Below are 24,920 nucleotides of genomic sequence, written 5' to 3' on the forward strand. Positions count from 1 at the left end.
GAGAAGCCTAGGCGAAAGCAGCAGCCACGCCGGTCAGGCGTGGTCGTCCTCACCGAGCCGGTGCACCCGGATGAGGTTGGTGGAGCCGACGGTGCCCGGCGGCGAGCCCGCCACGATCACCACCAGGTCGCCCGGCTGGTAGCGGCCCATCTCCAGCATCGCGTGGTCTACCTGCTGGATCATCGCGTCCGTCGAGCCGACGAACGGCACGATGCGGGTGTCGGTGCCCCAGGTCATCGCCAGCTGGCTGCGCACGCTCTCCTCCGGCGTGAACGCCAGCAGCGGCAGCCGGGTGTGCAGCCGCGCCAGCCTGCGCACGGTGTCACCGGACTGCGTGAACGCCACCAGCGCCTTGGCGTTGAGCCGCTCGCCGATGTCGCGGGCGGCGTAGGAGATCACGCCCCGCTTGGTCCTGGGCACGTGCGACAGCGGCGGCACCGACGGCGAGTCGGTCTCGACGGCCTGCACGATCCGGCTCATCGTCTCGACGGTCTCGACCGGGTACCGGCCGACACTGGTCTCCCCGGACAGCATCACCGCGTCGGCGCCGTCGAGCACCGCGTTGGCGACGTCGGACGCCTCGGCGCGGGTGGGCCGGGAGTTGTTGATCATGGAGTCCAGCATCTGGGTGGCCACGATCACCGGCTTGGCGTTCTCCCGCGCGATCTGGATCGCCCGCTTCTGCACCAGCGGAACCTGCTCCAGCGGCAGCTCCACGCCCAGGTCGCCGCGGGCGACCATGATGCCGTCGAACGCCAGCACGATCGCCTCGAGGTTGTAGACGGCCTCCGGCTTCTCCAGCTTGGCGACCACCGGGACCCTGCCCTTGCCGACCCGGTCCATGACCTGGTGCACCAGGTCGATGTCGGCGGGCGAGCGCACGAACGACAGCGCGACGAAGTCGACGCCGAGTTCCATGGCGAACTCGAGGTCCTCGATGTCCTTGTCGGTCAGCGCGGGCACCGAGACGTCCATGCCGGGCAGCGACACGCCCTTGTTGTTGCTGACCGGGCCGCCCTCGGTGACCTCGCAGACGACGTCGGGGCCGTCGACATGCTTGACGACCAGCCCGACCTTGCCGTCGTCGACCAGCAGCCGGTCGCCCGGCTTGGCGTCCTTGGCCAGGCCCTTGTACGTGGTGGAGACCCGGTCGTGGGTGCCTGCCACGTCCTCGACGGTGATCCGCACCTCGTCGCCGGTACGCCACTCGACCGGCCCGCCGGCGAACGTGCCGAGGCGGATCTTCGGCCCCTGCAGGTCGCCGAGGATGCCGACCGCGCGGCCGGTCTCGGCAGCGGCGGCCCGGATCAGGTCGTAGACCTGCTTGTGGTCGCTCTGGCTACCGTGGCTGAAGTTCATCCGCGCGACGTCCATTCCGGCGTCGACGAGGTCACGGACCTTCTCCGCCGTGGCGGTCGCGGGGCCCAGGGTGCAAACGATCTTCGCGCGTCGGCTCACGTCCCCAGAGCGTAGACCCTTCCGGCGCACAAGTCTTTACCGATCCCGGAACCGATCCCGAAATTCGCCTGAATCGGACAGCCGTACTGCTTGCGCAGGTCAGCGCCGCGGCAGGTCGCTCGACCCTACGTGGTCGCGCGCCCACTCGTTGAAGTCACGCAGCTGGCGCCAGGCCTTGCGCACCCGGGTCAGGCACGCCCGCTCGTGCAGCGTGTCATCCGGCGGCCAGACGCGCACGGCGTAGAGCGAGCGATGCTTGAGCAGTTCCAGCCGCGGGTGATCCTCGGCGAATCCCCGCGGGCGGGTCCGCAGCCGGTCGCCCTTGATCTCCCAGCCCGCCCGGCGCAGCTTCGCGACGATCTTCTCCAGCTCGGCGCCGTGCACCTCGGTGTCCACCGCGGTGCGGAACCTGGCCACCTGATCACTGGCCAGGTGGAAGCAGCCGCCGCCGACCCGCAGCCCGTCCGGGCCGACCTCGACGTAGTAGGCGCCGCCGCCCCTGCCCTGCTCGATCACACCGCCACAGTGGGTCTTGTAGGGCGTCTTGTCCTTGGCGAACCGCACGTCGCGGTAGGGCCGGAACACCTTGCCCTCGCCGAAACCGGCGGCGAACTCGCTGTTCAGCTCGGCGAGCAGCGCCTCCATCGGCGCCCGCACGTCGGCACGGTAGATGTGGACGTTGTCGTCCCAGTACGCCTTGGAGTTGTCGGCGATCAGGCCGTCGTAGAACTCGACGGCGTACTCGCCGAACCCCTCGAACTTCGCCACTTCTCGTCCTCCCGGGTCGCCGGCACGGTACCCGGCGGCACCGACAGCGAAGTGGCCCGCTCCCCAGGGAGCGGGCCACCGGGGCGCCGACGTCAGCCGTTGGCGATCGCCGTGATCAGCTCGCCGTTGGACGTGTCACCCGACAGCTCCCAGAAGAAGGTGCCGCCGAGGCCCTGCGTACGGGCGTAGCCGACCTTCCCTCGGATGGTCGCCGGGGTGTCGTAGCTCCACCACTGGTTGCCGCAGTGGGCGTACGCCGTGCCCGCGATCGTGCCGTTGGCCGGGCACTTGGACTTGAGCACCTTGTAGTCCTCGATGCCCTGCTCGTAGGTGCCCGGTGCCGGGCCGGTCGCCGTGCCACCGGGCGCCGCCTGCGTGACGCCGGTCCAGCCGCGGCCGTAGAACCCGAGACCCAGCAGCAGCTTGCTCGCCGGGACCCCCTTGCCCTTGAGCTTCTGGATCACCGCGTCCGAGTTGAAGCCCTGGGCCGGGATGCCGTTGTAGGAGGTCAGCGGGGAGTGCGGTGCCGTCGGACCCTGCGCCGCCCAGGCGCCGAAGTAGTCGTAGGTCATGACGTTGTACCAGTCGAAGTGCCGCGCCGCGCCGGCGTAGTCGGCGGCGTCGAGCTTGCCGCCGGAGGAGCCGTCACCGGTGATCGCGGCGGTGACCAGCTCCGAGCCGAACCGGTTACGCAGTGCCGACGCGAGGTTGGTCAGCGCGTTCGGGCCGCTGGTGTCGCAGGTCAGGCCACAGGCGTTGGGGTACTCCCAGTCGATGTCGATGCCGTCGAAGACACCGTTCCACCGCGGGTCGTGCAGCAGGTTGTAGCAGGAGTTGGCGAACGCGGTCGGGTTCTGGGCCGCCTGCCCGAAGCCGCCGGACCAGGTCCAGCCACCGAACGAGAACAGGATCTTGATGTTCGGGTACATCTTCTTCAGCCGCTTGAGCTGGCCGAAGTTGCCCCGCAGCGCGCCGGGGTCCCAGGTGTCGGCGACGCCGTCGACGCTCTCCCCCGCGTTGTAGAACCGGTCGTAGTCGGCGTAGGTGTCGCCCAGCACGCACTGCCCGTTGACCACGTTGCCGAACGCGTAGTTGATGTGCGTCAGCTTCGCGGCCGAGCCGCTGGTGTGGATGTTCTTCACGTGATAGTTGCGCTGGTAGATGCCCCACTGGGCGAAGTACCCGAGCGTCTTCCCGTGCGCCTGCGCGGACGGGGCCGGGGCCGCCCCAGAACCGGCCGATGCCGGGGTCGCCACGGTGACGGCCAGCAGAGCCGCCGCTACCGTGCCGACCAGCGCGATCAGTCTCCGTCTTCCGGACGTGAACATGAGGCCTCCGTAGAGCCTGGCGGCGCATCGTCGCGCCGCATCCCCACACGCTAAATGGACTAGACCATTGACTCAATGGTTCAGACCACCGATCACCGGTTCGTCCTACTACCTCCGGCCTGCCGGCTACCGAGCGCAGCGGCGCATAGTGATCACCGGCGAGAGGAGGAACCCAGAGTGATCCGGGTGGACGGACGTACCCTGCGTTGCGCCGACGTGGCCGACGCCGCGGCCGCGCAGGGACCGCTGGTGCTGGACGTGTCGATCAGCGCTCTGCGGGCCGCACGCAAGGCGTGGGAGCTGGCCGAGGAGCTCAGCGCACGCCGGATCGTCTACGGGCGGACCACCGGCGTCGGAGCCAACAAGGACGACGCCGTGCCGGCCGGCGACACCGCACACGGCCTGCGCCTGCTGCGCAGCCACGCCGGTGGCAGTGGCGAGCCGATGCCGCCCGGCCACGTCCGCGCCATGATGCTGATCCGGCTCAACCAGCTGGTCGCCGGCCGTTCGGGCATCCACCCCGACCTGATCGCCGCGCTGGCCGACGCCCTGCGCACCGGCTCGCTGCCGCTGGTGCACCGGCTCGGTGCCATCGGCACCGGCGACCTCGCGCCGCTGGCCGAGACCGCCCTCGCGCTGGCGGGCGAGCGCGCGTGGCTGCGCGGCGGCATCCCGCCGGTGCCGGTGCAGGCGGGCGACGCGCTGGCGTTCATGAGCAGCAACGCCGCCACGCTGGCCGAGGCGTCGCTGGCCGCGCTGGAACTGGACACGCTGACCAGGGCCAGCCACGCCGTCGTCGCGCTCACCTACATCGCGCTGGACGGCAACCCGGAGGCCTACGCCACGCCGGTGCACGAGGCCCGCCCGCACCCCGGGCAGATCGCCTGCGCCGCCGAGATCCGCAGGCTGCTGGGCATGGAAGGCACACCGGCGCCCGGCAGGCGCATCCAGGACCCGTTCGGCCTGCGGGCGTTCCCGCAGGTCCAGGGACCGGCGCTGGACGCCGTACACTACCTGCGGGACGTGCTGGCCGTCGAGATCAACGCGGGCACGGAGAACCCGATGATCTCCACCGTGCACGGCGACGCCTACCACCACGCGCATTTCCACACCGCGTACGTGTCCACGGCGCTCGACCAGGCGCGGGCGACCGTCCACCAGGTCGCCGAGCTGTCCGCGGCCCGGCTGGGCGACCTGGTCGAGCCGGAGTTCACCGGGCTGCGGCCGTTCCTCGCGGCGGGGCCGGCGGGCAGTTCCGGGGTGATGATCCTGGAGTACGTCGCCCACGACGCGCTCGCCGAGCTGCGGCAGGCGGCGCTGCCGATGACGCTGGGCACCGCCGTGGTGTCACGTGGCCTGGAGGACCACGCCAGCTTCTCCACCCAGGCGGCGCGGGCGGCCACCGCGGCGTGCGCGGCCTACCGTCAGCTGCTGGCGTGTGAGCTGGTGGCCGCCGTGCGGGCGCTGCGGATGCGGCAGGCCGAGCTGGTCGACCTGCCAGCCCGCGACGCGTTCGAGCGGGCGGGCGCCGTGCTCGAGCCGAGCACCGACGACCGCCCACTCACCGAGGACATCGCCGCCGCGGCGGCGGTCCTCGACGATCTGGCCCGCATCTGACTCCCGACCCGGGCGGCCCGGCGGCGTCTGGACTGAGGAGCCCAAAGGCCGCTCGCGGCCGACGGCGACGAGGGAAGACGCCGCCTCAAGGGGCCGCCCGCGGGCGAGCGGAGCGAGCCCCAATTAACCGAAGAAGACCTCGGCTTCCTCGTAACGGGAGGCCGGGACGGTCTTCAGCTCGGCGGTGGCCTCGGCGAGCTTGACCCGCACGATGTCGGTGCCACGCAGCGCCACCATCACGCCGAAGTCGCCGTCGGCGACCGCGTCGACGGCGTTGAGGCCGAAGCGGGTGGCCAGCACCCGGTCGTAGGCCGTCGGGGTGCCGCCACGCTGGGTGTGGCCGAGCACGACCGCACGCGACTCCTTGCCGGTGCGAGCCGCGATCTCGTCGGCCAGCCAGGTGCCGATGCCGCCGAGCCGGACGTGCCCGAACGCGTCCTTCTCGCCGCTCTGCAGCACCTCGGCACCGCCCTCGGGCAGCGCGCCCTCGGCGACGACGATGATCGGGGCGTACTGGCGCTCGAACCGCCGCTCCACCCAGCTGACGACCTTGTCCACGGAGAACGGCCGCTCCGGCACCAGGATCACGTTGGCCCCGCCGGCCAGGCCCGAGTGCAGTGCGATCCAGCCCGCGTGCCGGCCCATCACCTCGACGACCAGCGCGCGGTGGTGCGACTCGGCCGTCGTGCGCAGCCGGTCGATCGACTCGGTGGCGATGTGCACCGCGGTGTCGAAGCCGAACGTGTAGTCGGTGGCACCGAGGTCGTTGTCGATGGTCTTGGGAACACCGACGACGCCGACGCCGTCGTCGGTCAGCTTCTTGGCCACGCCGAGGGTGTCCTCGCCGCCGATGGCGATGAGCGCGTCGACGCCCTGCTCGGCCAGCACAGACTTGATCTTGTCGACGCCGCCGTCGACCTTGTACGGGTTGGTCCGCGACGAACCGAGGATCGTGCCGCCGCGGGTGAGGATCTCCTCGACGTCGTCGAGGCCGAGCGGCTTGGACTCGCCGGTCAGCGGGCCCTGCCAGCCGCTGCGGAATCCGAGGATCTCCCAGCCGTGGACCTCGATGCCCTTGCGGACCACGGCACGGATGACCGCGTTCAGGCCCGGGCAGTCACCGCCACCGGTCAGCACACCGACTCGCATCAGAACAAACCTCCGCATGCAGTTCGTCTCGTCGGCGCCAGCGTAGCGGGACTCACCTTGATCGGTTGAGAGACGGGGGTGCTATCCTCTGCGGCGTGCAGCGCTATTTCTGGTTTAGCAGGCCGGCCCCGGGTGGGTCAGCCGGCGACGCCGCGCGCTGACCTTCCACCCTCGAGCCGGACCCACAAGCCGGCTCGACGGTTCTCCCGACGGGTTCGGCTTGGCCGAAAGGACACCTACCCGTCATGACGATCACCGCGGGCGCAGCGGCCCCCGCCCTCGCCCAGTCACTGGACAACCAGCGCACCACCAGCATCAGCCCGCTGATCCCGCCGTCGCTGCTGCGTGCCGAGTACCCGGTCGACGAGGCCGTCGCGAAGACCGTGCGAACGGGCCGTTCGGACACCGTGCGCATCCTCGACGGCCACGACGACCGGCTGCTGGTCGTCGTCGGCCCGTGCTCCGTGCACGACCCGGCCGCCGCGCTGGACTACGCGGCACGTCTCGCCGAGCGGGCCGAGGCATTGCGCGACCGGCTGCACGTCGTGATGCGGGTGTACTTCGAGAAGCCGCGCACCACGCTGGGCTGGAAGGGCCTGATCAACGACCCGGACCTGGACGGCAGCTACGCCGTCAACAAGGGCCTGCGGCTGGCCAGGCAGCTGCTGCTCGACGTGTCGGCGCTCGGCCTGCCGGTGGGCTGCGAGTTCCTCGACCCGATCACCCCGCAGTTCATCGCCGACATCGTCACCTGGGGCTCGATCGGCGCCCGCACCGCGGCCAGCCAGGTGCACCGGCAGCTGTGCAGTGCGCTGTCGATGCCGGTCGGCATCAAGAACTCCACCGACGGTGACGTTCAGGTCGCCGTCGACGCCACCCGCGCGGCCGGTGCGGGTCACGTGTTCGCCGGGATCAACGCCGACGGCCTCGCCGCGCTGCTGACGACCTCGGGCAACCCGGACTGCCACGTCATCCTGCGGGGCGGGGCGTCCGGCCCCAACCACGACCCGGCCACCGTCGCCGACACGCTCGGCAGGCTGTCCGCGGCCGGCCTGCCGCGGCGGCTGATCGTCGACGCCAGCCACGGCAACTCCGGCAAGGACCACGTCCGTCAGGCGGGTGTGGTCGAGGAGCTGGCCGAGCGGATCGGCGCGGGCGAGACCGGAATCGCCGGCGTGATGATGGAGAGCTTCCTCGCCGGCGGCAGGCAGGAACTGCGCCTGGGGCATCGGGACGAGCTGACCTACGGCCAGAGCATCACCGACGCCTGCATGGACTGGAACACCACCGACCGCCTGCTGGAGCGGCTCGCGGAGGCCGTCGCCAGCCGCTAGGACCCGGTGAAGCCGCGGCGCTTGCGCGCGTCCTCGATGATGCGCCAGCGCACCAGGTTGTGCCGGGCGTCGGCGAGGGCGTCGTGGGCATCGGTGGGCGGCGTGGGCAGCTTCGGCTTGCCCACGTCCTCCCACCGTTGCCGCAGGTCACGGGTGAACCGCGGGAGCTGGCGCGGCAGTGCGGGCATCGGGCCCCACAGCTGCGCCAGCGCGACGTGGTCGTAGGCGGCGAACCAGGCCCACAGCTCGATCCCGCCGGGCGGCTTGCCGAAGAACTCCAGCAGGTCGGCACGGATCCGCTCGCGGCTGCGCCAGGCCGGGTCGGCGGGCGAGGGCAGTTTCGGCAGGACGTTCTCCCGCACCCACGGTCCGGCTCTGTCCGGGTCGAAGTCGGTCGACACCGCGTAGAACTCGCGGCCGTTCGCGTCCACGACACCGATCGACACCAGGTCGATGGTCACGCCGTCCTCGATGAACTCGGTGTCGTAGAAAAATCGCACCGCGCAACCCTAGTCACCCGGCCGGGGCAGTCCCGACGAAGGTCAGGAAGCCTTGGTCTCCGGGACCCGGTCGGCCGCCGCGGCCTGCCTCGGCACCCGGGGCGACACGCCGGCGGCGTCGGCCGCGGCCAGCTCCTTGGCCTTGGCGGCGTACATGTCGACGTATTCCTGCCCGGACAGCTCCATCAGCGCGTACATGATCTCGTCGGTGATGGACCGCTCGACGAACCGGTCACCGGACAGCCCCTGGTAGCGGGAGAAGTCCAGCGGCTTGCCGAACCGCACCTCCAGCCGCCGCGGGCGCCACATCTTGGAGCCGATCGGGTTGACCTTGTCGGTGCCGATGGTGATGACCGGGACGACCGGGACGTTCGCCTCCAGCACGATCCGGGCCACGCCGGTCTTGCCCTTGTACAGCCTGCCGTCCGGCGAGCGGGTGCCCTCCGGGTAGATGCCGAGCAGATGGCCCTCCCGCAGCAGGCGGATCGCCGTGTCCAGCGCGGCCTGCGCGGCCGAGCCGCTGGTGCGGTCGATGGGGATCTGCCCGACGCCGGTGAAGAACCACTTCTTCAGCAGCCCCTTGAAGCCCTTCTCGGTGAAGTACTCCTGCTTCGCGGGGAAGCGGACCATGCGCGGCACGTGCAGCGGCATGAAGAACGAGTCGGCGACGGCGAGGTGGTTGCCGGCGAGGATGGCGCCCCCCTCACGGGGGATGTTCTCCACCCCGGTGACCTTGGTCGGCCACAGCAGGCGCAGCAGCGGTCCCAGCAGGACGTACTTCATGAGCCAGTACAGCACCTTGGACTTGGCCTCCTCGCGCCCGACACCCGATCAACAAGACTACGAACCCCGTCTACCACGCACAACGTCTGGAACCCGGTTGCGCCGCGGGGGCGATCGATCTCACATCGTGCACCACCTGCCCGGCGGGCGAACCGACACCACCACAACGCCTCCGGACATGCGACCATGGAACCCTGACGAGGTTGAGAGTTCCCGGAGAAAGGCACCGCCCCATGCCCGTGCTCGCCGGCGCCCAGCCGTTTGCGCACACCGGCTCGTCCGGGGTCGGCGTCCTGCTCTGCCACGGGTTCACCGGCAGCCCCGCCAGCATGCGGCCGTGGGGCGAGCATCTGGCCGGTGAGGACTTCACCGTGTCGATCCCGCTGCTGCCCGGGCACGGCACCACCTGGCAGGAGATGAACCGTACCGGCTGGCAGGACTGGTACGGCTGCGTCAGGGGCGAACTGCTCGGCCTGCTGGAGCGCTGCGAGTCGGTGTTCGTGTTCGGCCTGTCCATGGGCGGCACGCTGACCCTGCGGCTGGCGCAGGAGTTCGGCGACCGAATCGACGGGATCGCCCTCGTCAACGCCTCCGTCCTGACGCTGCGCAAGGACGCGAAGCTGCTGCCGCTGCTGGCCAGGCTCGTGCCGTCGGTGAAGGGCGTGTCCGGCGACATCGCCAAGCCGGGCGTCGTCGAGCCCGCCTACACCCGCACCCCGGTGCGTGCGGCGGCCAGCCTGGCGAAGCTCTGGGCGCTGGTGCGAGCCGACCTGCACCGGGTGACCCAGCCGCTACTTCTGCTGCACTCGGTCGTTGACCACGTGGTGGAACCGGTGAACTCGCGGATCATCGCGGAGGGGGTCCGCAGCGTGAACCTCACCGAGGTCGTACTGGAGAACAGTTTCCATGTCGCCACGCTGGACAACGACGCGCCGCTGATCTTCGACCGCAGCGTGGAGTTCGTCCGCTCGATCCGGAGGGCTGGTGAGCCGGTATGAGCCGCGGCAACGGTGCCGGCGGGCCCGAGGACATCGACGCGACGTTCGCGGAGATCGTCGCCGACCTGCGCAGGGAGGGCGTCGGAACGGCACCGGAGAAGTCCCTGCCGGACGACCCGGTCGAGACGGCGCCGGTGACCTCGTCGGCGACGGGTGGCTGGCGCGGCAGCGACAGCGACTGGAGCGCCACGATGTTCGGCGACGACCCGGCCGAACCGGGCAAGCCGGACGACCCCGACGACCACTACGTGCCCCCCGAGCCGCCGCCGCTGCCCAGGCCGCGCAAGGGCGCGTTCGTCGTGCTGCTGTTCCTCGTCCTCGGCCTGTTGCTGCTGATCGCGCCCAGCGTGATCGGCCTGGCCGCCGCCATCGCCACCCCGCTCGGGCTGCTGGCGCTGGCCGCCGGTATCGCGTTGTTGCTGCTGCGGGTGAAGCAGGGCCCGCCGGACGGCGCCGACCCCGACAACGGCGCCCAGGTCTGAGACGGCCCTGGCCCGAGGCCATCATGCGGATCGACTTCAGCCCGTCCCGGCGCTCCACCGTCGGCGCCGAGTGGGAGCTGGCGCTGGTCGATCGCCGCAGCGGTGAGCTGACGTCGGTGGCGCAGCAGGTGCTCGACGCGGTGCGGCCGCCCGGGAAGCTCGAGCATCCGCGGATCAAGCAGGAGCTGCTGCTCAACACCGTCGAGATCATCACCGGCGTGTGCTCGACCGTCGCCGAGATCGGCGAGGACCTGGCGGGTTCGCTCGCCGAGGTCAGGGAGGTGACCGACCCGCTCGGCGTCGAGCTGTTCTCCGCGGGCACGCACCCGTTCTCCACCTGGTACCAGCAGAAGGTCACCGACAAGGAGCGCTACGCCAAGCTGATCGACCGTACCCAGTGGTGGGGCAGGCAGATGCTGATCTACGGGGTGCACGTCCACGTCGGCATCGACCACCGCGACAAGGTGCTGCCGATCCTGGACGCACTGCTGCACTTCGCGCCGCACCTGCAGGCGTTGTCGGCGTCCTCGCCGTACTGGGGCGGGGAGGCGACCGGGTACGCGTCCAACCGGGCGCTGATGTTCCAGCAGCTGCCGACGGCCGGGCTGCCGTTCCAGTTCTCCGACTGGTCGGAGCTGGAGTCCTATGTCGACGACATGTTCGTCACCGGCGTCATCGACCACTTCTCCGAGATCCGCTGGGACATCCGGCCGGCTCCGCACTTCGGGACGATCGAGATGCGGGTCTGCGACGGGCTGCCCACGCTGGAGGAGGTCATGGCCATCGCGGCGCTGACCCAGTGCCTGGTCGACGACTTCAGCGCGCGGCTGGACGAGGGCGAGACGCTGCCGACCATGCCGCCGTGGCACGTCCAGGAGAACAAGTGGCGGGCCGCCCGGTACGGGATGGACGCGATCATCATCCTCGACGCGGCGGGCAACGAGCGGCTGGTGACCGAGGACCTGGACGACCTGCTGGAGCGGCTGGAACCGGTGGCCAAGCAGCTGGACTGCGCCCGGGAGCTGCGCGGCGTCGAGACGATCATGCGCTACGGCGCGAGCTACCAGCGCCAGCGTGCCGTGGCGCGGGAGCACAACGGCAGCCTGAAGGCGGTCGTGGCCTCCCTGATCGCCGAGATGCGCGACGGAATCCCGAAGGACTGACGCCGCCCCCGCGTGCCGCCGCACCGCCCGTGCCGTGCACGGCGTCTCATGCCGTGAAGGGGGCCTTCACGGCACGAGACGCCGTGAGGGCGGCCTTCACGGCATAGTCCGGCGCTGGGGTGTGTTCGGTGTGAAGGCCGAGCTTCTGTCGTCTCATGTGATGAAGGTGGCCTTCACGAACACCCCGCCCCGGCGTCGCGGCCTCACCAGTCACACCCGGCCCAGCAGACACAGCCGTCACCACGAAAGAGACCCAGCAAACTCCCCCAATGTGGCATTGGGGAACTTGAACTCCCCCAATGCCACATTGGGGGCGGACAGCACCCGGAGCGACCCTCACGACATGCGGTCAGCGCAGGGTGGCGAGGTACTCCTCCACCCGGGGGCGCTGGGGCGAGTCGTCCGGCAGGGAGGCCAGGGCCGCCGCCACGATCGGCTCCGCCTCGGCCGGGCGGCCCTGGTCGGCGAGCAGGCGGCCGCGCAGGACCTCGGCCGCCGCCACCCGCTCGACGTCCTCCAGCACCCGGAACCCGTCCGCCGCCGCGGCCGCCCGCTCGGTGGCGGGCCCCAGCTCGGCGACGTCGTCGACGGCCGACAGGACACGTGCCGCGTCGTAGTCCAGCATCGCCCGCAGCCAGCGGTGCGGCGGCTCGTCACCGGCCGCGTGCTCGGCGGCCAGCCGGTCTGCCTCGGCCAACGCGGCCCGCGCCTGCTCACGCTCGCCCGCCCAGTGCCAGGACAACGCTGCCTGCCGGGTGTGGTCCAGTTCGGCGAGCCGGTCGTCGTCCTCGCGCAGTGCCCCCGCCGCGGCCAGGTGCCGCTGGGCGGCGGCCGCGTCCCGGTCGAGCCGGTCCAGGATGCTCGCGGCCAGTCCGTGCATCTGTGCCAGACCGGCGGAGTTGCCGTTGTCGGCACACCGCTGGGCCAGCTCGTCCAGCAGCTTCAGCGCCGGCTCGAACTGCTCCAGCATCCGGTAGGCGCCGACCAGCCGGAACCGCGCGGTGTCCGCGGTCTCCGGGTCCATCACCAGGTCCAGTGCTTCCTCGGCGGCGTCGGCGGCCTCCTCGGCCAGTCCCAGCATCAACGCCGCTCCGGCGAGATCGACCTGGATATGGGCGGTGATGACCCGCTCCCCCAGCGCGGTGAACCCCGCGACGGCCGCGACCAGGTGCTGGTGGGCCTGCTCCGGCCGCTCCAGCTCCATCGCCACCCGGCCCGCCATGTGCTCGGCGGCCGCCCTCGGCCCCGGCTCGGCCACCCCGGTGGCCGCGACGAACCGCGGATAGGCGGCCTCCAGCTCGCCGAACCCGGCGTGCAGGCTGCCCAGCAGCTGATAGGTGGCGTACCGGACGCGACCGGCACCGAGCCGTTCGTACGCCTCCGCCGCGCGAGCCGCGTGCGGCAGCGCCAGCCGGCGTCGCTCGTCCTCGGTGTCCCCCAGGAGCTGCGCCGCGGCGAACGAGATGCTCGCGGCCAGCGTCTCGGCGTCGGCGACGTCATCGACCAGCCCGTCGACCTCGAGCACCTCGGCGATCGCCTCGTCCCCCCGGCCGGCGTCGCTGAGCGCCCAGGCCCGCCGCAGCCGCGCCCGCAGCAGCATGGCGGTCCCACCGGCCAGCCGGGTCAGCTCGGCGATGGCGGCATCCAGCTCGGCCAGCCCCTCGTCGACCCGCTCGGTGCGGCACATCAGCAGCCCGATCCGCGACCGCGTGGCCGCGACCCTGGCCTCGTCGCCCAGCTCGGCGTACAGCCCGGCGGCCCGTCGCCACGCCTGTTCGGCGGCCTCCGGATCGGCTTCGGCCAGCTGGGTCCCCCTGCCGATCTCCCGCCGGGCGGCCAGGCGCGGGTCCGGCTCGGGGCACAGTTCGTCGAAACGCTGCCAGGCCGCCGCGGCGGCCTCGTCGTCGAACAGGGCGGCATGCCGCTCGGCGACGTCGGCCAGGTCCTCGGGCCGGTCGGGCAGGTTCACCGGTTCCGGCCGCGGAGCCTGCTCGGTCGCCAGCCGGGCCGCCTCCCGTGCCGGACCGGACAGCGGCAGGTGATCCAGCAGTGGCTCGGCCTCCAGCGTGGCCCGGATGGTGTCGCCCTGCCGGGACGTGCCGTTGCGGGCGTCGAACCGCGCCGCCAGCGCGAGCGCGCGCTCGCTCAGCTCGGCGTGCAGCGCGGCGACCGTCGGCTCGCCCGCCGGGCGGTCACCGTGAGCCGGCCGGAACACCGTGACGTCGGCATGCCCAGCCTCGGCGACGAGCCGCAGGACGAACGCCGCGGTGGCGCAGAACCACATGTCCGCGTTCGGGGTGGGGGCCTCGTCGAGCCAGCCCAGGTGCCGCCCGACCAGCTCCAGGCCCCGCGCGGAGTTGCCGGACAGCCCGCAGAACCGCAGGTGCGAGGCCACCGCCCCGAGCTTGGCGCGGTCGTGCTGGATCGCGCGGTACGCCCGCCGGTGCGCCTCGGCAGCCTCGGTGTGCCTGCCGGTGTGCAGGTACGGCAACAGCAGGTCGGTCAGGATGCCGTGCGGCTGCTCGCGGCAGGTGAACTCCCCGCCGAGCACGGGCAACGCGACGGCGACGGCGTCCTCGTGGCGGCCGAGCCAGTCCAGGTGGCTGACCTTCTCCCCCGGCTCGCAGCCGACGCAGTCGGACATCTCCCCGCGCGGCGCGGCACACCACAGCCGGTACTGCTCGGCGGCCTCCTCGCGGTCGCCGACGTGCCTGGCCACCAGCTCCCGGTACTGGTGCACCGGGTTCATCGTGTGCCCGGCCTTGCGGTAACGCTGTTCCATCTGGTCGAGCACGCCCCGGATCTGCTCCAGCGACACCTCGGGGAACGAGATCATCTTCCCGACCATGCCCTTGAAATCCCAGAGCAGGTGGTAGTCGTAACGCGGGTCGGCCTCGCCGCGGTCGTGCGCGGCCAGGCACCACGCGAACGGGACGAACGCCTTGGCCGGCTCACCGCCGTAGGTGTAGGCCTCGATGCTGTACAGCCGGGCGGCGTACCGCAGTTCGGCCAGGTTGTGGGCGTCGGCGTGCCGCACGACCTCCTCCACCAGCGCGGTCCGCGCGGCGCCGAACGGCAGCTGCTGGGCGCGCTCCAGCCTGCCCCACAGCTCGTCCTCGGTCTGGGTCACGGGGCCTCCTCGGCGGGGACGGCCTGGTCGAGCAGGCCGAGGAACGATCGGTTGAGCAGCGCGGCGTCCGCGGGCCGGATCGGGTGGTACCCCAGCAGCAGGGCCTGCCCGTAGAGCGCCTCGACGGCGAGCGCGACCAGATCCGGCTCGCCGAGCGCGGCGACGCGGCGCACCAGCGCACTGTTGTGGTTGAGCACCAGCTGCGGCCGGTTCTGCTCGGGCTTCTCGAACGCCCCCAGCACACCGGCCCACAGGTCGTCGACACTGTCCCTTGTGGACCGCAGCTCGGCCTGGAACGCCGCGGCGCGGTCGAGCAGGTACAGCACCGGAAGCGTCGCCGGCTCGAACGCGCGCAGCACCACCTCGCAGCCCATCCGGTCCATCGCCCGCTGCGCGGCGGTCAGGAACGGCCGCAGCGCCAGCTCGGTCCCGGGGTTCACCGGGGCCAGGCGGGTCATCACGTCGGAGGGCTCCAGCCTGCTCACCACCAGATCCTGGTCGAGGACCGGCAGCCTGCTGATGATCTCCGAGTCGTAGGTGTAGCCGCCGTTGACCACGGCCATCCCCTGCGCCCCGGCGACCGCCGCGAGCTGACGGAAGTCGTCGGTGGTGGCGGTGAACCGCACCTCGCCGTGGCGGGCGCGGAAGTCGGCGAGCGTCATCCGGCCGACGTTGGTCTCCATCGGCAGCCACTGGTCCACCAGGCCGAGCATCTCGTCGTCGTGCAGCGCCAGCGCCTTCACGCCGAGGTGGTGGACGTCGAGGAACCGCGCCAGCCGGGCGGGGTCGGTGCGGGCCAGCCCGACCAGCCAGCCACGCAGCTGCGCACCCAGCGCCTCCCGGGTGCTCTCCAGCAGGCCGTCGTCGTAGAGCGCCTCGCGGCTGGCGGTGGGCCGCAGCTCGGCCGCGTCGACGACGCACCGGGCGAAGAACGCCCACCCCGGCAGCAGGCCGGTGGCGCTCTCGGTGAGCAGCATCTGCTTGAGGTACACCCGGTGCCCCGCCCGCTCGGCGGGGTTGGCCGGTACCGGCAGCACGTAGGCGACGCCGGTCAGGCCCGCTTCGGGCACGGCGAGGTCGATGACGTCGAACGGGGTGAACCCGAGTACGTCCTGCGCGTAGCCGACCAGGTCGGCCTTGCGGGTGCCGGCGGGGCGGTCGTCCCGGCGCCACGGCGTGCCCTCGCCCGCCACCGGCTGCCCGCACGCGACGACGCCGAACGGCAGCATCGAGCCGTAGAGCCGGGCCAGCTCGACGACCGTGGGCTCGGCGAACCACTGCTCCGAACCGGGCCGCGCGGTGAGCGTGACCGTGGTGCCCACCTCGTCGCGGCTGCCCGGCGCGATCCGGTAGGTGCCGTCGGCGCGGCCCCGCCACTCGACGGCCTCCGCGCCGGATGCCCTGGTCACGACGACCACCTCGTCGGCGACCAGGAACGCCGACAGCAGGCCGATGCCGAACTGGCCGAGGAACTCGTGCCTGGCGAACCCGAGGTCGTCCCGCTTGGAGCTGCGGCCGATGGTGGCGAGCAGCTCGTGGACCTGCGCCTCGGTCAGCCCGACGCCGGTGTCGGTGACGGTCAGGGTGGTGCCGTCCACGGTGATCTCGATCCGCGCGGGCGGGTCGGTCTCGGCGGCCCGGCGCGCGGTGACCGCGTCGACGGCGTTCTGCAGCAGCTCACGCAGGTACACGCGCGGGCTGGAGTAGAGGTGGTGGCTGAGCAGGTCGACCACACCTCGCAGGTCGACCTGGAACGTGTGGTTCACGATGTCCCCCAAACGAGTGGCAGGCAGAACATTAGCCGGTCGTCACAACAGGTCGAGCAGGGTGCGTGGGCCCACCACCGCGGCCCCCGCCGCGGTGACCCGCGACCGCAGCTCACGGTCGGCGGTGACCACCACGGTGTGCTCGTCCGGCCGCGCCGCCTCGGCGAGCCGGACGATCGTGGTGTCACCATCGTGCTCCGCGGTCACCACCTCGACACCACCGGCGGACCGGACACCGCCCGCCGCACCCTCGACCACCAGCCGCACCACCGGCATCTGCCTGCCGGGCAGTCCGAATGCCGCCCCGTCGACGCCGCCAGCCACCAGCGCCGCGAGCCGGTCCCGCAGCCGGGTGGCCGCTCCGGCGCGGTCGCGCCACCAGCCGTCCGGCCGCGAACCCACCACGTTCGCGGCGTCGACGAGCAGCACCAGCGTCACCGGGCGGCGGCTTCCCTCGCCAGGGTGGCCGCGCCGACGATCGCCGCGTCGTCGCCGAGCTGCGCGGTCCGGATGCGGGCCAGCGGGCGGTGCCGGGACCCGGTGATGGCGGCCGCGTAGTGCTCGCGGGCCTCGTCCAGGAACAGCGGCGACGACTCCGACACCCCGCCGGCCACGACCATCACCTCGGGGTCGAAGACGTCGGCGACCAGCGCCAGCCCCTCGCCCAGCCAGCGGGACAGCTCGGTCATGGCCAGCTGCGCGATCGGGTCACCGTCGCGGGCGGCCCCGGCGACCCTGCGCCCGGTGACCGAGCCGGGGTCCCCCGCCGCCTCCCTGGCCAGCACTGTCGAGCGTCCCGGGTGCTTGGCCAGCAACTCGATGGCGGTCGCGGCCAGTGCCGTGCCGCTGCAGTAGCGCTCCCAGCAGCCGTACTTGCCGCACGGGCACGGCCGCCCGCCCCGCACCACGGTCAGGTGCCCCAGCTCGGGGGCGACGCCGTGCGCGCCGCGGTAGATCTCGCCGTCCAGCAGCAGCCCCGCACCGATCCCGGTGCCGACGGCGACGAGCGCCGCCACCTTCGCCCCGCGGGCGGCACCGAACCGGTGCTCGGCCAGCGTCGCGGCGTTGGCGTCGTGCTCCAGTGTCACCGGCAGCCCGACCCGCTTGGCGATGCGCTCGGCCACCGGGGCGGCCCGCCACGCCAGGTGCGGCGCGAACATCACCGTGCGCCGGTCGGTGCCGACGAAGCCCGCGACGGCCAGCCCGGCCGCGGCGACGTCGTGCCGGTTCCGCAGTTCCTCCACCACGCCGGAGATGGCGTCCTCCAGCGCGCCTTCGTCGCTGGGAGTGCCCACCCTCGTGGTGTCCAGCAGGGCACCCTGCTCGTCCACGACGCCCGCGCGCACGCTGGTGCCGCCGACGTCCACGCCGATCGCCAACAAGTTCTTTACGGCCTTTCCTCACGACGCCGCACCGGGATGCGCTGTACCCGTTCCGACCGCGCCGGCTCACGCGGCGCGGGCGCACCGGCCGGGGTGAAGCCCGGCATGTGCATGCCCTCCTCCGGTGCCCACCGGTCGGCCAGTACCGCCCGCAGCAGTGCGACCAGCTGCGCGGCCTGTTCCAGCACCCTGGCAACCAGTTCCGGCCGCTCGCCGCGGACGACGGCGACCACCGCGCACAGCGGGCACCAGCCGCAGGCCGGGCCGTGCTGGGTCTCCGGGGGCTCGGCGCGGTCCTGGCCGTGACCGGCCGCGACCAGGCTCTCCAGCCAGGGCGCCGCGCGCTCCACCACCATCTCGACCAGCAGCCGGATCTCCTCGGTCAGGCTGGTCACGTCGTACTCGTCGCGCTCGGTCATCGGCCCTTCCGATCGGGGTCGTGGGCGAGGCTGACCACCAGACCGTCCGCATCGGACTCGGCGCCGGTGATCCGGTAGGGCCGCAACAGTTCCGGCAGTGCGATCAGCCTGCGGAACCCGTCCACGGTGACAGCGAGATCGTCGTCCACCCTCGCCAGGTCCACAGTGGACTCACGGCCGAGCGGGACGGCGACGCGCAGCTCGAAACCATCCTCTACTTCGGACACTTTCAGCAGCGGTGCGGCCTCGTTGCCCCTGCCCGCGAGGGGATCGGAGTCCCCGTACAGATCCTGTGCGATGTCGCGCAGCGCGGCCAGCCCCACCGGCTCGGCGGCCCGGTGCTCGACCAGCGTCGGCCGCAGCCCGGCGGCGACCAGCTCGCCGACCACCCTGTCCTGCTGGCCGCGCCGGGTCCGCAGCCAGTTCGCCGCCGCGCCCCGCCAGATCCCGGGTGCCGGGACCAGCCGGTTGACGACGACACCGTCGACCCGGATGCCCCGCAGGGCCAGCGCGGTCAGCGTGCGCCGGGTCTCGGCGACCACCACCCGCTCGGGCGTGAGCACCAGCCGTACGGTCGTGACCGCCGGGTCGGTCAGCAGCGTCCGCAGCGACTCCACGTGCGCGGTCAGCCTGCGCACCGGCCCGGACATGCCGCTCCAGCGCCGCGACGGCCGGGCGAACAGCCTGGCCAGGTAGCCCGAGACGGCCTCGGGCAGCGACAGCAGCCGCAGCGTCTCCGCCGTCGGCCCGCAGTCGACGATCACGGTCTCCCACGGTCCGGACTCGGCCAGCCTGCGGACCTCGGTCAGCGCCAGCAGCTCGTCCACACCGGGCAGGACGGTCAGCTCCTCGGCGTCGAGGGCGTCGATGCCCGCGCCGGCCAGGACCGCCCGCAGCTCGGACCGCAGGCTCTGCCAGGAGTCGTCGACCAGGCCACGGGAGTCGACCTGCGCCACGTGCAGCCTGGTGTCCACTTCGGAGGGCTCGCTGCCCACCTCGGCGCCGAAGGCGTCGCCGAGCGAGTGCGCCGGGTCGGTCGAGACCACCAGCGTCTTGGCACCCCTGCCGGCGACCGACGCCGCCGTGGCGGCGGCCAGCGTCGTCTTCCCGACGCCGCCCTTGCCGGTGAACAGCAGGATGCGCAAGTCAGCCCTCCGCCCGGCGCTTGAGCTCCTTGAGTGCGGTATCCATGATCATCTTCTCGGCCTTGCGGCGCAGCAGGCCGATCATCGGCAGCGCCAGCTCCACCGACAGCGTGTAGGTGACCTTCGTCCGGTCCGCGCCCAGCGGTTCGAGTAGGTAGCGGCCGCGCTGGGCCTTCTGCATCTGCCCCTTCACCAGGTGCCAGCTGACCGAGAGGCCGTCGGCCGCCCAGTCGTACTCCAGGGTGTAGACGTCCTTGACCGGCCCCGCGTCCAGGGTGAGCTTGACCTGCTTGGCCCGGTCGCCCTCGGTGGCGAGCACCTCGGTCTCCCGGACCGCCTTGGCCCATTCCGGGTAGGCGGGGAAGTCGGCGATCACCGCCATGATGCGTTCCGGCGACGCGTCGACCTCGATGGACTGCGTGGACTGCTCCTCCGGCATGGCGGCAAGGCTACCGCCTGCTACCAGCGCAGGACGTAGGGGCGAGTGGTCTGTTTGAAGTGACCGACGTTACGGCACTCGGTGCGGCCGAGCCGGGTGCGCGGAGCAAGCGGCTGGTGCACGTGCCCGAACAGCGACCAGCGCGGCTGTTCCTCGGCGATCAGCTCCCGCAGCGACACCGAGCCCAGCTCGGCGCGGCGGGCCACCACGTCGTAGGTCAGCTCCGGCACGGCAGGCGGGATGTGGCTGCACAGGACGTCGATGTCGGTGAGCTTGGCCACGGCGGCGGCGAAGTCGTCGCGGGACCGCAGGTAGGGCCGCCACACCGGGCTGCGCCGCGGGGCGGTGACGCCCGGCGGCAGCAGGGCACCGCCGACGAAGCCGAACCGCAGCCCACCGATCTCGGTGGCCTCACCGTCCAGGATCTGGACGCCGGCACCGGCGTACTCCGGCCACAGGTCGGGCGTGTCGACGTTGCCGGGCGTGGCGTAGGTGGGCGCGGTCATCGCGGCGAACAGCGTCGCGTACTGCTCCCGGATGGCCTCGTCGACGGCGGCGGCCGGGTCGGCGAGGCTGGCCCACAACGACCGCGAGTAGGCGACCGTCTCGTCCCGGGTGCCCTCCCTGCGCAGCCGGGCGAACTCCCCGACCGCCTCGGCACCGAACAGCGCGCCGAGGATGCCGTTGCCGTGCTCGGCGTAGTCGACGAAGTCCAGCAGGTCGCCCAGCACGATCAACGCGTCGGCGCCCTCCCCCGCCCTGGCCAGCGCCTCGGCGTTGCCGTGCACGTCGGAGACGACATGAACCCGCATGCCACGAAATCTACGCGACAATGCCGGTCAGTCGGCGAGGCAGGTGAGCGGCGGGAGGGCGGCCTCGGGGGCCTCGTCGAGTTCGACGTGCCACAGCAGCAGATGGGTGATCGCGGCGACGACCTCGGCCGGGCCCGCACCCGCCGCGATCGCGATCTGGATGTCCCGGCCGGACCCGTCGCCGCCAAGCTCGGCGAGCAGCGCCCGGAGCGCGGCGAGGGCGGCGCGGGGCAGCCGGTCGACCTCCACCCGGCTCGCGGACTCGTCGGTCACGTCGACAGTGAACACCCCGGCGCCGGCGGGGCACCGGGGCCGCACGAGCGAAGCGCAGCCGGTGACCAGCTCGGCGAGGACCGCGGCGTGGACCTGCGGCACGTCGGACCGGGCCAGCACCTCCAGGGCGTCGGCCACGTCGTCGTGGCGCCCGGACCTCGCTCCGTCGACCAGCTCCGCCGCGAACTGCCGGACCGCGTGTTTCTCGCTCATGCCCACGGGCTACCCGCGGGCGGGCCGCCAAATCGTTCCGCGGACCGGCGACGGTCAGCGCATCGCCGCGGCCTCCTCGTAGTCGAGGCGGTCCAGCTCACGGCGGACGGTCTCGTCGTCGAGGCTGCCGTCGTCCCGGGCCGCTGCCAGCGCCCGCCGCTGCGCCGCGAGCAGGGTCCGGCGCACGGACACCGACGCCTCGCGGAGGCTGCGCACCCTGCTGTCCATGTCGTCGTCGACGGCCCTGCGCGCCTTGGCCGCGGCGAGGTAGCGCTGCTTGATCAGCTCCACCACCTCGGGACTGACCCCGGGCGGCGGCTGCCGGTAGAGACCGGCCATCTCCCGGCGGACGGCGTCCATCGCCACCTCCCGGGCGCGGTGGCCCTCGGCCTCCTCCTCGGCCTGCTCGCCGGGCGCGGAGATGTCCAGCTTCCGGATCAGCCAGGGCAGGGTCGGCCCCTGGATCAGCAGGGTGCCGACGGCGACCACGAAAGCCAGCGCCTGGATGGTCTCCCGCCCCGGCACCGACTCGGGCACACCGGCGGCGGCCCCGAGGGTCACCACGCCGCGCATCCCCATCCAGGACACGACCACGAGCTGCCTGGCCGACGGCATCGGCGTACGGCTACGCGGGAACAGCCGGTGCGTCAGCCACCTCCAGCCGTACACCACGAACATCCACAGTGGACGGACGAGCAGCACCACCAGCAGCACGGCGACGGCCGACAACGCGAAGCCCGGCCAGCTGCCCGCGGGCAGGTCGGCGAACACGAACCGGCACTGCAGGCCCATGTAGGCGAACACGAACGCCTCCAGCAGCACGTCGAGCGTCGCCCACACCTGACGTGCCTGCAGCCGGGTGGCGAACCCGGCCTCGGTGTTCTTGTGCCCGAGCACGAATCCGGCCATGACCACGGCGAGCACACCCGACGCGTGCAGCTCCTCGGCCAGCAGGTAGGCCCCGAACGGGACCACCAGGCCGAGCGCGGTCTCCAGCCCGCTGTCGTCCAGCCGCATGCGGATCCAGTGGACGGCGGCGCCGAGCACGAACCCGACCACGCAGCCGACGACGGTGCCGTAGGCGAACAGCAGCACCGGGTTGTCGAACAACGCGTGGTCCCCGGTGGCGGCCGCGACGGTGAGGGTGAAGATCGTCAGCGCCGCGGCGTCGTTGACCAGGCTCTCGCCGGTGAGGACGGCCATCAGCCGCTTCGGCAGCCCCAGCCGCCTGCCCACCGCCAGCCCGGCCACGGCGTCCGGCGGCGCCACGACCGCGCCGAGCACGAGCGCGGGCACCAGCGTGAGGCTGGGCACGACCCACCAGGCGACCACGCCGGTGGCCAGTGTGGACACCGCGACCAGCAGCACGCCCAGTCCGAGGATCGGCCGCAGGTTGCGGGTGAACGTCGGGAAGGAGAAGTTCAGCGCCGCAGAGTAGAGCAGCGGCGGCAGCACGACGCCGAGGATCAGCTCGGGGTCCAGCTCGAACCGGGGCAGCCCAGGGATGAACGACGCCGCGGCCGCGAGCACGACCACGACGAGCGAGGGCTGCATGCCCTTCCGGTGCGCCAGCGCCGTCACCGCGATCGCACCCACCACCACGAGCAGAAGCTGCACCGCCGTCACCTCACCCCGCGCAGCCGGACGTCACGGAGAATGATCGCTCAGCGCGCGTCGAGGCGCTCGCGCAACGCCGACAGCCGCCCGCGGAGCAGCTCGCGTTCGGCGCCGTTGGCCGACAGCGCCAGCGCCCGTTCGGCCGCGGCCGCCGCCTCGGCGTCGCGGCCCAGCTCCTCCAGCAGCTCCGAGCGCAGCGCGTGCAGGAACCGGTAGTCGCCGAGCCGGTCACCGAGTTCGTCGGTCTCCCGCAGCGCCGCGGCGGCGCCGTGGACGAACCTCGTCGCGACGGCCCGGCCGAGCAGCACCACCGGTGAGGGTGAGCGGTCGAACAGCAGCTCGTAGAGCACCCTGATCTGCCGCCAGTCGGTGTCGGCGAAGTCGCCCGCCTCGGCGTGCAGCGCGGCGATGCTCGCCTGGATCTGGTACGGCCCCGGCCTGCGGGCCGACAACGCGCGGTTCAGCCTGGCGACGGCCCGGCCGGCCAGCTCGCCGTCCCACCGGGCGCGGTCCTGGTCGGCGAGCCGGACCAGGGTTCCCGTCTCGTCGAAGCGGGCGGCCGCGCGCGACCGGTGCAGCTCCATCAGCGCCACCAGTCCGGCCACCTCGGGTTCGGTGGGCATGAGCAGCTCCAGCCCGCGGCCCAGGCGCAGCGCCTCGTCCGCCAGGTCCGGCCGGTCGCCGGTGTCCCGGCTGGCCAGGTACCCCTCGTTGAACACGAGGTAGACCACGGCGAGCACGGCGTCCAGCCGCCCGCCCAGCTCGTCCGGCTCCGGCAGCACGAACCGGACCCCCGCCTCACGCAGCCGCCGCTTGGCCCGGGTCACCCGCGCGGCCACGGTCGGCGTGGGCAGCAGGAACGCGGCCGCGACCTGCTCGGTGGTGAGCCCGCAGACCGACCGCAGGGTCAGCGCCACCTGATGCTCGACGGCCAGTACCGGGTGACAGCAGGCGAACACCAGCGCGAGCCGGTCGTCGGCGGGCCCGGGGCCGGCAGGGACCCGGGCCAGCAGGGCGAGCTTCTCGTCGCCGGTCCTCGCCCGGCGCAGCCGGTCGACGGCCTTGCGCCACGCCGCCGTCGCCAGCCAGCCCGCCGGGTTCGGCGGCGGCCGGTCCGGCCAGTGCTCGATCGCCTCGACCAGGGCGTCCTGCAGTGCGTCCTCGGCGAGTTCCAGGTCGCCGAGCCGGCGGGCCAGCGTCGCCAGGAGGCCGGAGCCGGCCTCCCGCCACACCCGCCCGACGTCGCCCACTACTCGGCCCGCACGGGCCTGACCTCCACCGTCGCGATCCCGTTCACCACGCCCGGCCAGGTCGCGGCGATCGTGGTCGCCTCGTCGATGTCGGCCGCCTCCAGCAGGATGACGCCACCGACGACCTCCTTCAGCTCCACGTACGGCCCGTCGGACACGGCGAGCCCGCCGTCGCCGCCGAGGCGGACGGTCTTCGCGGTACGGGGATGTTCCAGTTCGGCACCGCCCTCGGCGAGCTTGCCGGCCGCACCCCACTTGGCGAACCAGGCACCGAGTTCCTCGCCGTCGCGGGGCCCCACCTCGGCGACCCGCTTCTCCCAGGCGCTCATGTCACCGCACACCAACATCGCGTACCGCATGTCCGGACTCCTTCCGTTCACCTACTTCACGAACGGTGGCGGCAGGTTTTCGACAACCGGGGCGACGCCGGGTGCGCGGCCGTCCTCGAGCTGGAGCTTCAGGCCCAGCGCGATGGCCTTGGCGGCCCGCGCCCTGCGGTCGGCCTCGCGGCGCAGCTGGGCCGGCCGCAGCCGGAGCGGGTTGCCCAGCGGGTCCACCGGCGTCGCGCGCAGGAAGTAGTGCAGCAGCGTGCCGTCGAGTACCTCTTCCAGCCAGATCTCCATGGTGCCGGTCAGCGCGCCCCGCACGGTCCAGCGCAGCCCCCGGTCCCCGCGGTCGGTGTAGACCCGCAGCACGAGGTCGGGCCAGTAGTGTGTCCACGATCCGGGAGCGGCGAAGACGGCGGCCACCGTGCTCGGCGGAACCGCGAGGAACGTCTCGTCGACGATGTCGATCGCGGGCGGCACCTGGTTGGATTCGGACACGGCATGCAGAATGTCATGACCTCGCCACCGGTCGGGCAACCACCATGGCCAAGGTGAGCCCAGCACGCTA

The 24,920-nt window shown here is 72.4% G+C and carries 24 protein-coding genes; 5 read left to right on the plus strand and 19 right to left on the minus strand.

From position 1 onward, the window contains the following. Positions 1-33 precede the first annotated feature (33 nt). The 3 genes from pyk to EWH70_RS16005 all read right to left on the minus strand — a co-directional run bounded on the left by pyk (position 34) and on the right by EWH70_RS16005 (position 3,554). The gene (pyk, locus tag EWH70_RS15995; protein ID WP_130476182.1) at positions 34-1,458 is read right to left on the minus strand and encodes a pyruvate kinase; all 1,425 of its coding nucleotides are present in this window, start codon (positions 1,456-1,458) and stop codon (positions 34-36) included. 99 nt (positions 1,459-1,557) lie between these two features. Beyond that, positions 1,558-2,226 carry a DUF2461 domain-containing protein gene (locus EWH70_RS16000; protein ID WP_130476183.1) on the minus strand — a complete coding sequence of 223 codons (669 nt, stop codon included), beginning with the start codon at positions 2,224-2,226 and terminating at the stop codon, positions 1,558-1,560. A 92-nt stretch (positions 2,227-2,318) separates the two neighbouring features. Then, complete coding sequence (locus tag EWH70_RS16005) at positions 2,319-3,554, minus strand: glycoside hydrolase family 18 protein (protein ID WP_130476184.1); 1,236 nt, start codon at positions 3,552-3,554, stop codon at positions 2,319-2,321. A gap of 177 nt (positions 3,555-3,731) precedes the next feature. Between EWH70_RS16005 and EWH70_RS16010 the strand changes: the two genes are divergently transcribed. Beyond that, a complete protein-coding gene (locus EWH70_RS16010) occupies positions 3,732-5,171 on the plus strand; it encodes an aromatic amino acid ammonia-lyase (protein WP_130476185.1) in 1,440 nt (479 codons plus the stop codon). Between the two features lie 123 nt (positions 5,172-5,294). On the opposite strand, the gene EWH70_RS16015 is transcribed toward EWH70_RS16010, so the two are convergent. Next, the gene (locus EWH70_RS16015) at positions 5,295-6,320 is read right to left on the minus strand and encodes a 6-phosphofructokinase (RefSeq protein WP_130476186.1); all 1,026 of its coding nucleotides are present in this window, start codon (positions 6,318-6,320) and stop codon (positions 5,295-5,297) included. Positions 6,321-6,565: 245 nt separating this feature from the next. On the opposite strand from EWH70_RS16015, the gene EWH70_RS16020 reads away from it, so the two are divergent. Next, the gene (locus tag EWH70_RS16020; RefSeq protein ID WP_130476187.1) at positions 6,566-7,654 is read left to right on the plus strand and encodes a 3-deoxy-7-phosphoheptulonate synthase; all 1,089 of its coding nucleotides are present in this window, start codon (positions 6,566-6,568) and stop codon (positions 7,652-7,654) included. Here EWH70_RS16020 and EWH70_RS16025 read toward each other — a convergent pair. Next, on the minus strand, positions 7,651-8,154 hold the full coding sequence (locus EWH70_RS16025; RefSeq protein WP_130476188.1) for a polyadenylate-specific 3'-exoribonuclease AS: 504 nt from the start codon (positions 8,152-8,154) through the stop codon (positions 7,651-7,653). The two genes, EWH70_RS16020 and EWH70_RS16025, sit on opposite strands and share 4 nt — an antisense overlap. A 42-nt stretch (positions 8,155-8,196) precedes the next feature. After that, entirely contained in the window at positions 8,197-8,952 is a 756-nt protein-coding gene (locus tag EWH70_RS16030) for a lysophospholipid acyltransferase family protein (RefSeq protein WP_130476189.1), read from the minus strand. Between the two features lie 218 nt (positions 8,953-9,170). On the opposite strand from EWH70_RS16030, the gene EWH70_RS16035 reads away from it, so the two are divergent. Genes EWH70_RS16035 through EWH70_RS16045 form a run of 3 tightly spaced genes read left to right on the plus strand, consistent with a single transcriptional unit; the run spans position 9,171 to position 11,580 of the window. Further along, positions 9,171-9,935, plus strand: coding sequence for an alpha/beta hydrolase (locus tag EWH70_RS16035; protein ID WP_130476190.1), 765 nt, complete (start codon positions 9,171-9,173; stop codon positions 9,933-9,935). Next, a complete protein-coding gene (locus tag EWH70_RS16040) occupies positions 9,932-10,417 on the plus strand; it encodes a hypothetical protein (RefSeq protein ID WP_130476191.1) in 486 nt (161 codons plus the stop codon). Before EWH70_RS16035 ends, EWH70_RS16040 begins: the two co-directional genes overlap by 4 nt. A gap of 23 nt (positions 10,418-10,440) precedes the next feature. Continuing rightward, complete coding sequence (locus tag EWH70_RS16045; RefSeq protein WP_130476192.1) at positions 10,441-11,580, plus strand: glutamate--cysteine ligase; 1,140 nt, start codon at positions 10,441-10,443, stop codon at positions 11,578-11,580. Between the two features lie 349 nt (positions 11,581-11,929). Here EWH70_RS16045 and EWH70_RS36495 read toward each other — a convergent pair whose 3' ends face one another. From EWH70_RS36495 to EWH70_RS16110, 13 genes are read right to left on the minus strand one after another with little or no spacing between them, the layout of a single operon-like run. Beyond that, complete coding sequence (locus EWH70_RS36495; RefSeq protein WP_130476193.1) at positions 11,930-14,710, minus strand: hypothetical protein; 2,781 nt, start codon at positions 14,708-14,710, stop codon at positions 11,930-11,932. Continuing rightward, on the minus strand, positions 14,707-16,476 hold the full coding sequence (locus EWH70_RS16055) for an HSP90 family protein (RefSeq protein ID WP_130476194.1): 1,770 nt from the start codon (positions 16,474-16,476) through the stop codon (positions 14,707-14,709). Before EWH70_RS16055 ends, EWH70_RS36495 begins: the two co-directional genes overlap by 4 nt. Positions 16,477-16,518: 42 nt before the next feature. After that, the gene (locus tag EWH70_RS16060; protein WP_130476195.1) at positions 16,519-16,914 is read right to left on the minus strand and encodes a PIN domain-containing protein; all 396 of its coding nucleotides are present in this window, start codon (positions 16,912-16,914) and stop codon (positions 16,519-16,521) included. After that, a complete protein-coding gene (locus tag EWH70_RS16065) occupies positions 16,911-17,843 on the minus strand; it encodes an ROK family protein (RefSeq protein ID WP_130476282.1) in 933 nt (310 codons plus the stop codon). The genes EWH70_RS16060 and EWH70_RS16065 overlap by 4 nt, the downstream gene beginning before the upstream one ends. A 20-nt stretch (positions 17,844-17,863) precedes the next feature. Further along, positions 17,864-18,277 carry a hypothetical protein gene (locus EWH70_RS16070; protein WP_130476196.1) on the minus strand — a complete coding sequence of 138 codons (414 nt, stop codon included), beginning with the start codon at positions 18,275-18,277 and terminating at the stop codon, positions 17,864-17,866. Next, entirely contained in the window at positions 18,274-19,422 is a 1,149-nt protein-coding gene (locus EWH70_RS16075; protein ID WP_130476197.1) for an ArsA family ATPase, read from the minus strand. Before EWH70_RS16075 ends, EWH70_RS16070 begins: the two co-directional genes overlap by 4 nt. Before the next feature lies 1 nt (position 19,423). After that, entirely contained in the window at positions 19,424-19,861 is a 438-nt protein-coding gene (locus EWH70_RS16080) for an SRPBCC family protein (protein ID WP_130476198.1), read from the minus strand. Positions 19,862-19,881: 20 nt separating this feature from the next. Then, a complete protein-coding gene (locus EWH70_RS16085) occupies positions 19,882-20,673 on the minus strand; it encodes a metallophosphoesterase family protein (RefSeq protein WP_130476199.1) in 792 nt (263 codons plus the stop codon). A gap of 27 nt (positions 20,674-20,700) precedes the next feature. Beyond that, the gene (locus tag EWH70_RS16090) at positions 20,701-21,159 is read right to left on the minus strand and encodes a hypothetical protein (RefSeq protein ID WP_130476200.1); all 459 of its coding nucleotides are present in this window, start codon (positions 21,157-21,159) and stop codon (positions 20,701-20,703) included. A 54-nt stretch (positions 21,160-21,213) separates the two neighbouring features. Further along, positions 21,214-22,776, minus strand: a complete 1,563-nt coding sequence (locus tag EWH70_RS16095; RefSeq protein WP_130476201.1) for a cation:proton antiporter — start codon at positions 22,774-22,776, stop codon at positions 21,214-21,216. Positions 22,777-22,823: 47 nt separating this feature from the next. Further along, positions 22,824-24,026, minus strand: coding sequence for an RNA polymerase sigma factor (locus tag EWH70_RS16100; protein ID WP_130476202.1), 1,203 nt, complete (start codon positions 24,024-24,026; stop codon positions 22,824-22,826). Then, positions 24,026-24,385: a YciI family protein gene (locus EWH70_RS16105; RefSeq protein WP_130476203.1), complete on the minus strand. Its 360-nt coding sequence runs from the start codon at positions 24,383-24,385 to the stop codon at positions 24,026-24,028. Before EWH70_RS16105 ends, EWH70_RS16100 begins: the two co-directional genes overlap by 1 nt. Positions 24,386-24,406: 21 nt before the next feature. Beyond that, positions 24,407-24,850 (minus strand): polyketide cyclase / dehydrase and lipid transport, encoded by a 444-nt coding sequence (locus EWH70_RS16110; RefSeq protein ID WP_165436293.1) that lies wholly within the window; start codon positions 24,848-24,850, stop codon positions 24,407-24,409. Positions 24,851-24,920: the final 70 nt, after the last annotated feature.

This window comes from Amycolatopsis suaedae, assembly GCF_004214935.1.
Classification (GTDB): Bacteria; Actinomycetota; Actinomycetes; order Mycobacteriales; family Pseudonocardiaceae; genus Amycolatopsis; species Amycolatopsis suaedae.